Genomic DNA, 11964 nt, shown 5'->3' on the forward strand with positions numbered 1-11964 from the left:
AGGGGCTGGTGACGATGGTCACCAGCCCCTTCGGCCAGGTACTGCGGAGCTACAGGTACAGGCCCGTCGAATCCTCGGAGCCCTCGAACCGGTCGGCCGCCACCGCGTGCAGGTCCCGCTCGCGCATCAGCACGTACGCGACACCGCGCACCTCGACCTCCGCCCGGTCCTCCGGATCGAACAGCACCCGGTCACCGGGCTCCACCGCCCGCACGTTCTGCCCGACCGCGACGACCTCCGCCCACGCGAGACGCTTGCCGACCGCCGCCGTCGCGGGAATCAGGATGCCGCCACCGCTGCGCCGCTCGCCCTCGGCCGAGTCCTGCCGCACGAGCACACGGTCGTGCAGCATCCGGATGGGCAACTTGTCGTGCTGGGTCTTCTCGCTCACCCGACGAAAATACCTGCCCCGAACCGCCCGCGGTGCGGTCGGGTCAGCCCTTGCGGCGCCGCGAGGTGTACGCCAGCAGCCCCACCACGCCGACCACGACCAGCGCGGCCGGTACCAGACGCTCCAGACGCGGGGCGCCCTCCTCCGTCACCAGCTGCCCCTTGACGTCCGAGACCAGCCGATTGGCACTGACATAGGCCCGGCCGACCGTGTGGTCCACCTGGGCGGCGAACTTCGCCTTCGCGTCGCCGACGATCGTCTTGGGGTGCACCCGCACCCCGAGCTCGTCGAGCGTCTCGGCCAGGGTCTCGCGGCGCCGCTTGATGTCCGCTTCGATCTGCGCCGGCGTCCGCGTATCCGGTGTATCCGTGTCCGACACCGCGCTGCCTCCGTGGTCGCTGCGTAACTAGCTGTGGGTGTGCTGACGGACAGTCTGTCAGCTCGCCGCCACGGTTACCCGTCGGCACCCCCATTACGCTCAACGGGAGTCCCACGGGGCGTCCACGGGAGACACCCCACCCAGCGAGGAGAGCGAGCGACATGAGCGAGCGACTGCAGCCCGGCGACACAGCCCCCGCCTTCACCCTGCCCGACGCCGACGGCAACGAGGTCTCCCTCGCCGACCACAAGGGCCGCAAGACGATCGTCTACTTCTACCCGGCCGCGCTCACCCCGGGCTGCACCAAGCAGGCCTGCGACTTCACCGACAACCTCGACGTGCTCGCGAGCGCCGGCTACGACGTCATCGGCGTCTCCCCCGACAAGCCGGAGAAGCTCGCCACGTTCCGCGAGAAGGAGAACCTCAAGGTCACCCTCGTCGGCGACCCCGACAAGAAGGTCCTGGAGGCCTACGGCGCCTTCGGCGAGAAGAAGCTCTACGGCAAGACCGTCACCGGAGTCATCCGCTCCACGGTCGTCGTCGACGAAGAAGGCAAGGTCGAGCGCGCCCTCTACAACGTGAAGGCCACCGGACACGTGGCGAAGATCATCAAGGATCTCGGCATCTGACCGGGCCGCGAAGGGTACGCACGTTGTGACGAAAGTCCCCTCAACCGGGGACTTCCGTTTGCAGCCGCCACGATCGAGCAAGTGATCCCCTGGATAAATCTGTGTCCAGAGAAGGGATCCACCCCATGACCACCGACACCGAGGAAGGGCAGGCGCCCGACCCGGAGGCGGTCAAGCGTCACCGGGCGCTCTTCCGTGCCGTCAAGCGGCGCAAGAACCCGCCGCTGCGCCGTACCGACATCACCGTCACCGACGAGGCGGCGGTCAAGCGGGCGGTCAAGGCGGCCTCGCTCGGCAACGCCATGGAGTGGTTCGACTTCGGCATCTACTCCTACCTCGCCGTCACCATCGGCCATGTCTTCTTCCCGTCCGGGAACGACACGGTCCAGCTGATCTCCTCGTTCGCCACCTTCGCCGTGTCCTTCCTCGTACGGCCGATCGGCGGCATGGTCTTCGGCCCGATGGGCGACAAGATCGGCCGCAAGAAGGTCCTGGCGATGACCATGATCATGATGGCGATCGGCACCTTCGCCATCGGCCTGATCCCGTCCTACGCCACCATCGGCTTCTGGGCCCCGGTCCTCCTGATCTTCTTCCGGCTGGTCCAGGGCTTCTCCACCGGCGGCGAGTACGGCGGCGCGTCCACCTTCATCGCCGAGTACGCGCCCGACAAGAAGCGCGGCTTCTTCGGCAGCTTCCTGGAGTTCGGCACCCTCGCCGGTTACGTCGGCGCCGCCGGCCTGGTCACCCTCCTCACCTCCCTGCTCGGCAGCGACGGCATGGAGTCCTGGGGCTGGCGCGTCCCGTTCCTCGTCGCGGGCCCCATCGGCCTGGTCGGCCTCTACCTGCGGCTGAAGCTCGACGAGACCCCGGCGTTCCAGAAGATGGAGGACGCCTCCTCGCACAAGGCCTCCGAAGCGGCCACCTCCGTCGAGACCACCGCCAAGGGCGACCTCGCGAAGATCTTCCGCGACTACTGGCCCACCCTGGTCCTGTGCATCTGCCTGGTCGGCGCGTACAACATCACCGACTACATGCTCCTGTCGTACATGCCGACCTACCTGTCCGACGAGATGGGCTACTCCGAGGCCCACGGCCTGCTGATCCTCATCGCGACCATGGTCGTCCTGATGTGCATCATCAACCAGGTCGGCAAGCTCTCCGACCGCTTCGGCCGCAAGCCCCTCCTGATGACCGGCATGCTCGGCTTCTTCGTGCTGTCGATCCCGTCCTTCCTGCTGGTCCAGAACGGCGCCCTGTGGGCGGTCTCCCTCGGCATGCTCCTGCTCGGCCTGTCCCTGGTCTGCCTGCTCGGCACCATGTCGGCGGCGCTCCCGGCGCTCTTCCCGACGAACGTCCGCTACGGCTCCCTCTCGGTCGGCTACAACCTCTCCGCCTCGATCTTCGGCGGCACGACCCCGCTGGTCATCACGGCCCTGATCGGCCTGACCGGCTCCGACATGATGCCCGCCTACTACTCGATGGCGGCGGCCCTCGTCGGCGTCATCGCGGTGGCATGCATGAAGGAAACGGCCCAGAAGCCCCTGGCCGGCTCCCCGCCGTCGGTGGAGACCGAGGAGGAGGCCGCGGAAATCGTGGAGGCCCAGACTCCGGACCCGAAGTTCTGATCCACACCCGAACTGCCCGGCCCTGACCAGAACTTGATGCCGCCGCCATGAGCGCGCTCCCGCGCCGCACGGCGCCCCCGTACACTGACGGGGCGGAGCGCGCCCGGCAGGCGCAATGTCCGTTTTAAGCGGTCGTGACGGAATTGGCAGACGTGTCGGGTTTAGGTCCCGGTGGGAGAAATCTCGTGAGGGTTCGAGTCCCTCCGACCGCACACGAAGAAGGGCGCTCCTCGGGAGCGCCCTTCTTCGTTGCTCCTCGGGCTCAGCCCAGCAGCTCCCGCACCACCGGCACCAGCGCCCGGAACGCCTTGCCGCGGTGGGAGATCGCGTTCTTCTCGGCCGCGGTGAGCTCGGCGCACGTACGCGTGTCGCCCTCGACCTGGAGGATCGGGTCGTAGCCGAAGCCCCCCGAGCCCGCCGGGGCGTGGCGCAGGACGCCGCGGAGCTGGCCCTCGACCACGCGCTCGGTGCCGTCGGGGAGGGCGAGGGCGGCGGCGCAGGCGAAGTGGGCGCCTCGGTGTTCGTCGGCGTCGATGTCGCCGAGCTGGGCGAGGAGGAGGTCGAGGTTGGCCTGGTCGTCGCCGTGGCGGCCGGCCCAGCGGGCGGAGAAGATGCCGGGGGCGCCGCCCAGGACGTCGACGCAGAGGCCCGAGTCGTCGGCGACGGCGGGGAGGCCGGTGGCCCGCGCCAGGGCGTGGGCCTTGAGGAGGGCGTTCTCGGCGAAGGTGACGCCGGTCTCGCGGACGTCGGGGATGTCCGGGTAGGCGTCGGCGCCGACCAGCTCGTGGGGCAGGCCGGCGTCGGCGAGGATGGCGCGGAGCTCGACGATCTTGCCGTTGTTGCGGGTGGCGAGGATGAGGCGGGTCATGCCGTCCAGCGTACGAGCAGTGTTACGGGGTGCAGACCTTGGTCAGCTCGCCCGCGGCGTCGGTCACCGGGGTGACGTCGGGGGTCTCGTCGCCGTTCTTGATGGACGTACGGACGTTGTCGACGGCCTTGTTGAGGTCGTCGACGGCCTGGGAGACGTCGGCGTTGTCGGTCTTGTCGCTGATGTTGTCGAGGTTCTGGTCGATGGAGGCGAGTGCCTCGTCGGCCTGGCCGGGGTCGTTGGACGCGTTCTCCACGGCCTGCTGGAGGTCGGTGACGCTGTCTGCGATGGAGTCGGCGGTCTGTACGCAGTCGAGCGCCTTGTCGACAGCCGAGCAGCCGACGGCGGCCGGGACGGCGATGAGTACCGCTGCGGCGGCGAAGAGTGCGGTACGGCGGTGTCGGCGCGCGGCCATGGACGGGTCCTCCCCTGAGGTACGAAAAGGGTGGACGGCGGGCCATGTCGCGTGCCGTCCACCCGTTCGTAGTGACGCAGTCGGTGGCCGTTCGGTTGCCGCCGCGCTTGGGGGATTCTTTACCTGGCGAGGGCCTCTTCGAGGGCCTTGCGCTGGGCGGCGGCGAGATCGTCGCAGCCGGCGACGGCGAGGTCGAGGAGGGCGTTGAGTTCGTCGCGGGCGAAGGGCTCGGCCTCGGCGGTGCCCTGGACCTCGACGAAGCGGCCGTCGCCGGTGCAGACGACGTTCATGTCGGTGTCGGCGCGGACGTCCTCCTCGTAACAGAGGTCGAGGAGGGGGGTGCCGCCGACGATGCCGACGGAGACGGCGGAGACGGTGCCGGTGAGGGGTTCGCGGCCGGCCTTGATGAGCTTCTTGGACTTGCCCCAGGCGACGGCGTCGGCGAGGGCGACGTAGGCGCCGGTGATGGCGGCGGTGCGGGTGCCGCCGTCGGCCTGGAGGACGTCGCAGTCCAGGACGATCGTGTTCTCGCCGAGGGCCTTGTAGTCGATGACGGCGCGGAGGCTGCGGCCGATGAGGCGGCTGATCTCGTGGGTGCGGCCGCCGATCTTGCCGCGGACGGACTCGCGGTCGCCGCGGGTGTTGGTGGCGCGCGGGAGCATCGAGTACTCGCCGGTGACCCACCCTTCGCCGCTGCCCTTGCGCCAGCGGGGGACGCCTTCGGTGAAGGAGGCGGTGCAGAAGACCTTGGTGTCGCCGAAGGAGACGAGGACGGAGCCTTCTGCGTGCTTGCTCCAGCCGCGTTCGATGGTGATCGGGCGGAGCTGGTCGGGGGTGCGGCCGTCGATGCGAGACATGGGGTCGAGCGTATCCGGTACGGCGAAGGCCCCACCCCCGTCAGGAGGGGTGGGGCCTTCAGCGGTTTACGGGGTCGCTCACATCATGTCTTCGATGTCGGCGGCGATGGGGTCGGCGTCGGTGCCGATGACGACCTGGATCGCGGTGCCCATCTTGACGACGCCGTGGGCGCCGGCGGCCTTGAGGGCGGCCTCGTCGACCTTGGAGGGGTCGATGACCTCGGTGCGCAGGCGGGTGATGCAGCCCTCGACCTCTTCGATGTTGTCGAGCCCGCCGAGCCCGGCGACGATCTTCTCAGCCTTGGTGGCCATTTCGTTCTCCCTGTTTGTCCCGGGCCCGCCTTTGGGCCGCTTTGTCACGGTAACCCACGGTTGGCCCATCTTCACGAGCGTTTGCCCGTCTCGTGACGAATGATGACGAGCACGCGGACCGACCGTCCCGCACATGGTGCAACTGGTCTACACCAGTTAACAGAGTATCCAACACCCGCCAGACGTGGCTTGTTCCGGGAGGACGCCCATGAGCACGAACGCTGTCGCCACACCTCGGCCGAGCCCCTGGAGCTCCTTCTTCCAGGGGCTCCAGAAGATGGGGCGCAGCCTCCAGCTGCCCATCGCCGTGCTCCCGGCGGCCGGTATCGTCAACCGGCTCGGCCAGCCCGACGTCTTCGGTGACGACGGTCTCGGCTGGACCAATGTGGCCAAGGTGTTTGCGGGTGCGGGCGGTGCGCTGCTCGACGCGGACCTCGGTCTGCCGCTGCTGTTCTGCATCGGTGTCGCGATCGGCATGGCGAAGAAGGCGGACGGTTCCACGGCGCTCGCGGCGGTGGCCGGCTTCCTCGTCTACCGGGGTGTGCTGCGGCAGTTCCCGATCGACTGCGCCGACGGGGCGAAGGCGGTGGCGGTGGGCTGCCAGGCGGCGGACAACACCGTCTCGGCGTTCCAGTTCCAGAACCCCGGCGTGTTCGGCGGCATCATCATGGGTCTGCTGGCGTCGTTCTTCTGGGTGCGTTTCCACCGGACGAAGCTGGTCTCGTGGCTCGGCTTCTTCAACGGCCGCCGCCTGGTGCCGATCATCATGGCGTTCGTCGGCATCATCTTCGCGGTGATCTGCCTGTGGATCTGGCCGCCGATCGGTGACGCGCTGGAGAGCTTCTCCAACTGGCTGGAGGGCCTGGGTGCGATCGGCTCCGGCATCTTCGGTGTCGCCAACCGTGCGCTGCTGGTCATCGGCCTGCACCAGTTCCTGAACGTGCCGCTGTGGTTCCAGTTCGGCTCGTACACGAAGCCGGACGGTACGACCGTGCACGGTGACATCAACATGTTCCTCAGCGGCGACCCGAGCGCGGGCATCTACCAGTCGGGCTTCTTCCCGATCATGATGTTCGCCCTGCCGGCGGCGTGCCTGGCGATGGTGCACTGTGCGCGGCCGGAGCGGCGCAAGGCGGTCGGCGGCATGATGCTGTCGCTGGCGCTGACGTCGTTCGTCACGGGTATCACCGAGCCGATCGAGTACTCCTTCGTCTTCATCGCGCCGGCCCTGTACGCGGTGCACGCGGTGCTGACCGGTGTGTCGATGGCGGTGACGTGGGCGCTCGGGGTGAAGGACGGCTTCAGCTTCTCCGCGGGCCTGATCGACTACTTGATCAACTGGAATCTGGCGACCAAGCCATGGCTGATCATTCCGATCGGCCTGGCGTTCGCGGTGGTGTACTACGTGGTCTTCAGATTCGCGATCACGAAGTTCGACCTGAAGACCCCGGGCCGTGAGCCCGAGGAGGAGGTCGAGGACATCACCAAGGCCTGACAGGCCTTCAGCCCCCCACGCGAAGGGCCCCCGGACCATCGGTCCGGGGGCCCTTCGTCACGTATGAGTAGTACGCCCCACATATGTTCCAGACCACAAAAAACACGGGTTCCTTATCTCACCTTCACCGTGCTACAACAGGTCTACACCACTGAGGTGGTGTAGACCATCTGGCTGCTGCCCACCCCCGTTTTTCTTCCTTTCCGTCCCCGGCAGCACCCCAGCACATGGAGGAATTCATGAGCAGCACCGCTACGGCGGCACCCGCGAAGAAGCGGGGCTCCGGCCTGTTCCAGGGCCTTCAGAAGGTGGGTCGCAGCCTGCAGCTGCCGATCGCGGTGCTGCCGGCGGCGGGCATCCTGCTCCGCATCGGCCAGCCCGACGTCCAGGAGAAGCTGCACCTTCCCGCCGACGTCGCCAAGGTCTTCGCGGGCGCCGGCGGTGCCCTGCTCGACGCCTCGTTCGGTCTGCCGCTGCTGTTCTGCATCGGTGTCGCGATCGGCTTCGCGAAGAAGGCGGACGGCTCGACGGCCCTCGCGGCCGTGGTCGGCTTCCTGACCTACTACGCCGTGATCCACCAGTTCCCGATCGAGAAGGGAATGGAGGGTCACAAGTACATATCCAGCGGCCTGTTCGGTGGTGTCTGGCAGAAGGGCTCCGAGGTCACCGCGGCCTCGTTCCAGAACCCCGGCGTTCTCGGCGGCATCATCCTGGGTCTGCTCAGCGCGGTCCTGTGGCAGAAGTTCCACCGCACCAAGCTGGTCGACTGGCTCGGCTTCTTCAACGGCCGTCGCCTGGTGCCGATCATCATGGCCTTCGTCGGCACCGCCGCGGGCGTCCTGGTCGCTCTCGGCTGGGAGCCGATCGGCAACGTCATCACCGATTTCGGTAAGTGGATCACCGGCCTCGGCGCCCTCGGCGCCGGTCTGTTCGGCCTGATCAACCGAGGCCTGCTGCCGATCGGCATGCACCAGTTCGTCAACACGGTCTCCTGGTTCCAGATCGGTGACTACACCAAGCCGGACGGCTCCGTCGTCCACGGTGACCTCACCCGCTTCTTCGCCGGTGACCCGAGCGCCGGACAGTTCATGTCGGGCTTCTTCCCGATCATGATGTTCGGCCTGCCGGCCGCGGCTCTGGCCATCGCGCACGCCGCCCGCCCCGAGCGCCGCAAGGCCGTCCTCGGCATGATGCTGTCGCTCGCCCTGACCTCGTTCGTCACCGGTGTGACCGAGCCGATCGAGTTCTCGTTCATGTTCATCGCGCCGCTGCTGTACGCGATCCACGCGGTGCTGACCGCTGCCTCGATGCTGATCACCTGGGCGCTGGGCGTCCACGCGGGCTTCACCTTCTCGGCGGGCGCGATCGACTACGTGCTGAACTGGAACCTCGCCACCAAGCCCTGGCTGATCATCCCGATCGGCCTGGTCTTCGCGGCGATCTACTACGTGCTGTTCCGCTTCGCGATCACCAAGTTCAACCTCACCACCCCGGGCCGCGAGCCCGAGGAGGAGATCGAGGACATCACCAAGTGAGCCCCGCTCACGCGTGATCCCTCCCCCGCGTACGGCGAAGGCCCCGGAACCTCAGCGGTTCCGGGGCCTTCGCCGTGTCGTGGCCGGGATCAGATCTCGTAGCTGCGGCCCGGCGCGGCCAGCTCCACCGGGCCGTCGTACACCGCGCGCGCGTCCGTCAGGTTCACCTGCGGGTCGGTCCACGGCGGGATGTGGGTGAGGACCAGCTTGCGGGCCCCGGCGCGCTGCGCGGCCTCGCCCGCCTCCACGCCGTTGAGATGCAGGGCCGGGATGTTCTCCTTGCCGTGCGTGAACGCGGCCTCGCACAGGAACAGGTCGCTGTCCGCGGCCAGTTCGTCCAGCGCCTCGCACGGGCCGGTGTCTCCCGAGTACGTCAGGGAGCGGCCGCCGTGCTCGATGCGGATGGCGTACGACTCGACCGGGTGGCAGACCTTCTCCATCCGTACGGAGAACGGGCCGATGTCGTACGAGCCCGGCTTCACGGTGTGGAAGTCGAAGACCTCGCTGAAGGCGGAGGCGGAGGGAGTGTCGGCGTGCGCGGTGGTCAGGCGCTGCTCGGTTCCCTCGGGTCCGTAGACCGGCATCGGGTCGCAACGGCCGCCTTCGTGGCGGTAGTAGCGCACGACGAAGTAGGCGCACATGTCGATGCAGTGGTCCGCGTGCAGATGGCTGAGGAAGATCGCGTCCAGGTCGTACAGACCGATGTGGCGCTGCAGCTCGCCCAGGGCGCCATTGCCCATGTCGAGGAGCAGCCGGAAGCCGTCGGCCTCTACGAGGTAGCTCGAGCAGGCCGATTCCGCGGACGGGAACGACCCTGAGCAGCCGACGACGGTGAGCTTCATAGGAGCTGGAACCTCCGCGCTGGCGGTCGGGTTGCGGGGTGGAACCTGTGGATTCTTTCGAGCGTAAGGCGCAAAAGCGCGGGTGGCTCCTCCGTCACCGGCTGTTGTGGGCGAACTCACCTGCGGTGTCACCGGTTCGGGGGGCGCTCGTGCACGGGGTGATCCGGCAGCGCGCCCCGTGCGCCCCGCCGGTACCGTCTCCGTATGGACACGTCATGGTGGCTGGCGCTCGCGGCCGTCGTTCTGCTGGCGCTCGTCGCGACGCTCGTCGACGGGTGGGGGCGTGGCACGCGTGTCCGCCGTGGGGCTTTTCGACGGGGGCGGGTCGCGGGTGGGCCCGCGGCCGGGGAGATCTGGTGGGCGATGGTGCCGTACGAGGACGGGCCCGGCGGCAAGGACCGGCCGTGCCTCGTTCTTGATCCGCGGGGGCGCACCGTGCTCGTCGCGAAGATCACCAGTCGGTATCACGGGGAGCGGCCCGGGGTGATTCCGTTGCCTCCCGGGGCCGTGGGGGATGCGCGGGGGCGCGCAAGTTTCCTGGAGACGGATGAGCTCCGGGAAGTTCCTGTGCGGGACTTCCGGCGACGCGCGGGGGTCGTCGATCCGGTGCTGTGGGATCAGGTGCGGCGTCTGGGGTGGTGACGGGGGTGCGTTGACGGGTGCGCGTGCGTCGTGGCTGGTCGCGCAGTTCCCCGCGCCCCTGAGGCATGCGCTGCGCGCAGCCTCCCCTGACGCGCCCCTGAAGCGAGCGAAGCTCGCCCTCAGGGGCGCGGGGAACTGCGCGAGAAGCCCCACCGGCCGGCAGCCGGTGACGAGGCCGGGGTCAGGCCCAGAGCTGGCCGTGGAGGACCTCGATGGCGTCCTCCGTGGTCGCGGCCGTGTAGACGCCCGTCGACAGGTACTTCCAGCCGCCGTCGGCGACGACGAACACGATGTCGGCGGACTCGCCGGCCTTCACGGCCTTCTTGCCGACACCGATGGCGGCGTGCAGCGCGGCCCCCGTGGAGACCCCGGCGAAGATGCCCTCCTGCTGCAACAGCTCCCGCGTACGCGTCACGGCGTCGGCGGACCCCACCGAGAAGCGCGTGGTCAGTACGGAGGCGTCGTACAACTCGGGGACGAAGCCCTCGTCGAGGTTGCGCAGGCCGTACACCAGGTCGTCGTAGCGCGGCTCGGCCGCGACGATCTTGATGTCCGGCTTCTGCTCACGCAGATAGCGGCCGACGCCCATGAGGGTGCCGGTGGTGCCGAGCCCCGCGACGAAGTGAGTGACGGAGGGCAGGTCGGCGTAGATCTCCGGGCCGGTGGTCGCGTAGTGCGCGCCCGCGTTGTCCGGGTTGCCGTACTGGTAGAGCATCACCCACTCGGGGTGCTGCCCGGCCAGCTCCTTGGCGATGCGGACGGCCGTGTTGGAGCCGCCCGCGGCGGGCGAGGAGATGATCTCGGCGCCCCACATGGCGAGCAGGTCGCGCCGCTCCTGCGAGGTGTTCTCCGGCATGACGCAGACGATGCGGTAGCCCTTGAGGCGGGCCGCCATCGCCAGCGAGATGCCGGTGTTGCCGGAGGTGGGTTCGAGGATGGTGTCCCCGGGCTTGATCCGGCCGTCCTTCTCGGCCTGCTCGATCATGTGGAGCGCGGGGCGGTCCTTGACCGAGCCGGTCGGGTTGCGGTCTTCCAGCTTCGCCCAGATCCGTACGTCGTCGGACGGGCTGAGCCGCGGCAGGCGCACCAGAGGGGTGTTGCCGACCGCGGCCAACGGGCTGTCGTAGCGCATGGGTTGCTACGTCCCGTGCTCAGCGCATCCCGCCGGCCACGGCCGGCAGGATGGTGACGTTGTCGCCGTCGGAGACCTTGGTGTCGATGCCGTCGAGGAAGCGGACGTCCTCGTCGTTCAGGTACACGTTCACGAAGCGGCGCAGCTGACCGTTGTCCACGATGCGGTCGGCGATGCCCGCGTGCCGGGTGTCCAGGTCGGCGAAGAGCTGGGCCAGGGTGTCCCCGCTCGCCTCGACGGCCTTGGCGCCGTCGGTGTAGGTGCGGAGGATGGTCGGGATGCGGACCTCGATGGCCATGCTGGGCTCCTGTCAGGAACGGGAAGTCGAGTGGATGAGCGCGCGTGGGCGCTTCCGTACAGGCGGGCGTCCGGACGTACGGCGGTGCGGCTCAGCGCGGACAGATGGCGCTGGCGAGGCGGCACAGGTCGACGTGCAGCCGCGCCACGAGCAGGGAGCCCGGCGTCTTTTCGCTCACGTCGTGGAAAACCATGGGCTCATCGTATCGATTCCCGGCCGGGGCTCCGGAGTGTGATCTCACGATGCGGTCGAAAAGTGTCCGGGGGTCGAGACTGAGGGGCGAATCGGGCCGGATCAGGCTGTGACCTCGACCTCTTCCTCGGTCACGACGCCGTCGACGATGCGGAACGAGCGGAACTGGAAGGGGCCCGCGTCGTCGGTGTCCGCGGTCGAGACCAGGACATAGTGGGCGCCGGGCTCATTGGCGTACGAGATGTCGGTGCGGGAGGGGTGGGCCTCGGTCGCCGTGTGGGAGTGGTAGATGATCACCGGCTCCTCGTCGCGGTCGTCCATCTCGCGGTAGAGCTTGAGCAGGTCCGTG

General features: G+C 68.5%; 16 protein-coding genes and 1 tRNA gene. 6 read left to right on the forward strand and 11 right to left on the reverse strand.

From position 1 onward, the window contains the following. Positions 1-49 precede the first annotated feature (49 nt). A complete protein-coding gene (locus K377_RS20395) occupies positions 50-391 on the reverse strand; it encodes a co-chaperone GroES (protein WP_018531818.1) in 342 nt (113 codons plus the stop codon). A 43-nt stretch (positions 392-434) separates the two neighbouring features. Then, entirely contained in the window at positions 435-770 is a 336-nt protein-coding gene (locus K377_RS20400; RefSeq protein ID WP_111664848.1) for a DUF3618 domain-containing protein, read from the reverse strand. A gap of 161 nt (positions 771-931) precedes the next feature. Between K377_RS20400 and bcp the strand changes: the two genes are divergently transcribed. The 3 genes from bcp (at position 932) to K377_RS20415 (ending at position 3239) form a co-directional block, all read left to right on the forward strand. Then, positions 932-1399 carry a thioredoxin-dependent thiol peroxidase gene (bcp, locus tag K377_RS20405; RefSeq protein ID WP_111664849.1) on the forward strand — a complete coding sequence of 156 codons (468 nt, stop codon included), beginning with the start codon at positions 932-934 and terminating at the stop codon, positions 1397-1399. A gap of 125 nt (positions 1400-1524) precedes the next feature. Then, on the forward strand, positions 1525-3027 hold the full coding sequence (proP, locus tag K377_RS20410; protein ID WP_111664850.1) for a glycine betaine/L-proline transporter ProP: 1503 nt from the start codon (positions 1525-1527) through the stop codon (positions 3025-3027). 128 nt (positions 3028-3155) lie between these two features. Continuing rightward, positions 3156-3239: transfer RNA gene (locus K377_RS20415), tRNA-Leu, on the forward strand. Between the two features lie 50 nt (positions 3240-3289). Here the strand turns inward: K377_RS20415 and rdgB are convergent. The 4 genes from rdgB to K377_RS20435 form a co-directional block, all read right to left on the reverse strand. Further along, the gene (gene rdgB, locus K377_RS20420; RefSeq protein WP_111664851.1) at positions 3290-3895 is read right to left on the reverse strand and encodes an RdgB/HAM1 family non-canonical purine NTP pyrophosphatase; all 606 of its coding nucleotides are present in this window, start codon (positions 3893-3895) and stop codon (positions 3290-3292) included. A 22-nt stretch (positions 3896-3917) separates the two neighbouring features. Further along, entirely contained in the window at positions 3918-4310 is a 393-nt protein-coding gene (locus K377_RS20425) for a hypothetical protein (RefSeq protein WP_111664852.1), read from the reverse strand. Positions 4311-4429: 119 nt separating this feature from the next. Then, positions 4430-5167 carry a ribonuclease PH gene (gene rph, locus K377_RS20430; RefSeq protein WP_111664853.1) on the reverse strand — a complete coding sequence of 246 codons (738 nt, stop codon included), beginning with the start codon at positions 5165-5167 and terminating at the stop codon, positions 4430-4432. Positions 5168-5245: 78 nt separating this feature from the next. Next, positions 5246-5479 (reverse strand): glucose PTS transporter subunit EIIB, encoded by a 234-nt coding sequence (locus tag K377_RS20435; RefSeq protein WP_100593980.1) that lies wholly within the window; start codon positions 5477-5479, stop codon positions 5246-5248. Between the two features lie 208 nt (positions 5480-5687). Between K377_RS20435 and K377_RS20440 the strand changes: the two genes are divergently transcribed. Then, a complete protein-coding gene (locus tag K377_RS20440; RefSeq protein ID WP_111664854.1) occupies positions 5688-6974 on the forward strand; it encodes a PTS transporter subunit EIIC in 1287 nt (428 codons plus the stop codon). Between the two features lie 239 nt (positions 6975-7213). Continuing rightward, entirely contained in the window at positions 7214-8509 is a 1296-nt protein-coding gene (locus K377_RS20445; protein ID WP_111664855.1) for a PTS transporter subunit EIIC, read from the forward strand. Positions 8510-8598: 89 nt separating this feature from the next. Here K377_RS20445 and K377_RS20450 read toward each other — a convergent pair whose 3' ends face one another. Further along, positions 8599-9351, reverse strand: a complete 753-nt coding sequence (locus tag K377_RS20450; RefSeq protein ID WP_111664856.1) for an MBL fold metallo-hydrolase — start codon at positions 9349-9351, stop codon at positions 8599-8601. Between the two features lie 204 nt (positions 9352-9555). On the opposite strand from K377_RS20450, the gene K377_RS20455 reads away from it, so the two are divergent. Next, positions 9556-9993 carry a type II toxin-antitoxin system PemK/MazF family toxin gene (locus tag K377_RS20455; protein WP_111664857.1) on the forward strand — a complete coding sequence of 146 codons (438 nt, stop codon included), beginning with the start codon at positions 9556-9558 and terminating at the stop codon, positions 9991-9993. Between the two features lie 181 nt (positions 9994-10174). Here the strand turns inward: K377_RS20455 and K377_RS20460 are convergent, their stop codons facing one another. The 4 genes from K377_RS20460 to K377_RS20475 form a co-directional block, all read right to left on the reverse strand. Next, on the reverse strand, positions 10175-11125 hold the full coding sequence (locus K377_RS20460) for a PLP-dependent cysteine synthase family protein (RefSeq protein WP_111664858.1): 951 nt from the start codon (positions 11123-11125) through the stop codon (positions 10175-10177). 19 nt (positions 11126-11144) lie between these two features. After that, complete coding sequence (locus K377_RS20465; protein ID WP_111664859.1) at positions 11145-11423, reverse strand: MoaD/ThiS family protein; 279 nt, start codon at positions 11421-11423, stop codon at positions 11145-11147. A gap of 91 nt (positions 11424-11514) precedes the next feature. Continuing rightward, on the reverse strand, positions 11515-11616 hold the full coding sequence (locus K377_RS42845; RefSeq protein WP_343238109.1) for a putative leader peptide: 102 nt from the start codon (positions 11614-11616) through the stop codon (positions 11515-11517). Between the two features lie 101 nt (positions 11617-11717). Next, the coding region (locus K377_RS20475; protein WP_181512608.1) for a Mov34/MPN/PAD-1 family protein at positions 11718-11964 on the reverse strand (247 nt) is incomplete at its 5' end.

This window comes from Streptomyces sp. PsTaAH-137, from assembly GCF_003259365.1.
Lineage (GTDB): Bacteria > Actinomycetota > Actinomycetes > Streptomycetales > Streptomycetaceae > Streptomyces.